Consider the following 1407-nt stretch of genomic DNA (forward strand, 5'->3'; position numbering starts at 1 on the left):
CAAGCTCCTGCGGCAGCTCGCCCAGCACGTCACGCCAGTACGTCAGCTGCTCGTCGAGGATCTCGCCGAGCTGGTGGTGCTGCCAGAGGGTGTAGCGCGAGCGGCCGAGGGGCCGTGGGCGCAGCCCACCGCGTGCAGGAGCAGCACGGTCAGCACCGCGACCAGCAGCGCCCGCGCCCAGGAGGCCGACCGGCCCCACTCGTGTCCCGCACCCGACGACATGGTGCGAAACGTAGCCGAACCGTCACGTAAAGTTCCGGTCAGTGCGTTCGCACACTGGTGCGGACGCCGGTGCCTCGCCCCGGTCTGCCCCGTCCCGGGCTCCGGCGGCCGCCACGGCCGGAGGGCCGGGTCGGCGTCGGCGGTGCCGCGTCGAGCTGGGCGAGGTGCGCAGGGGAGGGCCGGGGGCCGGGCCGCGGCGGCACGGATCACCGGGGCCCGGCTTCCGCGAGGGCGCGTGCCCCGGTGGCGGGAGGCCGACCGACCGGGCTCCGGCCCGGGTGGCGAAGGCGGTCGGGGATTCACCCCCACGGGGGACAGCGTCAGGACCGGAGCACCGTGTCCCGAGGCCCCGCGGTTCCCGGCGCCGAGGTCCTCCGGGAGCCGGCCGAGCCGCCGCCCCGGGCGCGGAAGGCGGCTTCCCAACACGGGCAGCGCCCGGCCGAGCCCCACGCCGACCGCCTGACGGGGGCAGGCGGTCAGGCGGTCAGGCGGTCACCGTCCGTTCGAGGAGGTCGAGGGCGCTGAGCAGGGTGCGCGGGCCCGCGGTGCCCTCCAGGCGGTCGGTGCGGCGCCAGCCGGGGCCGGCGGCGAGGACGAGGGCGTGGCCGCGGGAGCCGCGGGCGCCCCAGGCGGTGCGGACGACCTCCCGGACCAGCTCGGGCTCGCTGGTCTCGGGGCTCTGGGACCAGAGCATCACGGCACTCGGGCCGGTCCGGCGGACGGCGTCCAGCAGCGCGCGGGGCGGGACGGCCGCGCCGAGCATCCGGAACGGCAGGGTGCGCTCGGTGAGCCCCGCGGCGACGGCGTCCAGCGGCAGGGTGTGCTGCTCGGCCGGCATGGCCGCGAGCAGCACGGGCGGGACGGCCCGCAGGGTGGTGGGGCGGACGGCGGTGGTCCGCAGGGCGGTGGAGACGTGCCAGGAGAGGAGGTGTTCGACCTCGACGTACTGCTCGCCGTCCGAGGCCCACTTGCGGCCGACCGCGCGGAGCGCCGGCAGCATCACCTCGGTCCAGGCTTCGATGGTGCCGAGCGCGGTGACGGCGTCGTGGAGGATGCGGGCGACCTCGGGGGCGTCCAGCCGGACGGCGGCCCGGGCCAGGCCCCGGCACTCGGGGCGGACGGAGCCGACGTGCAGCGCGCGGCCGCCGCCCGGCCCTCCGCCCCGCGGCTCGCCCGCCGCCTCTC

General features: G+C 78.3%; 2 protein-coding genes. Both read right to left on the minus strand.

From position 1 onward, the window contains the following. The coding region (locus tag AB0E96_RS41135) for a hypothetical protein (RefSeq protein WP_359831953.1) at window positions 1-199 on the minus strand (199 nt) is incomplete at its 3' end. A 507-nt stretch (window positions 200-706) separates the two neighbouring features. Beyond that, a partial coding sequence (locus AB0E96_RS41140) for a B12-binding domain-containing protein (RefSeq protein WP_359831955.1) occupies window positions 707-1407 on the minus strand: 701 nt, incomplete at its 5' end.

The sequence above is a fragment of the Kitasatospora sp. NPDC036755 genome, from assembly GCF_040636595.1.
Lineage (GTDB): Bacteria > Actinomycetota > Actinomycetes > Streptomycetales > Streptomycetaceae > Kitasatospora.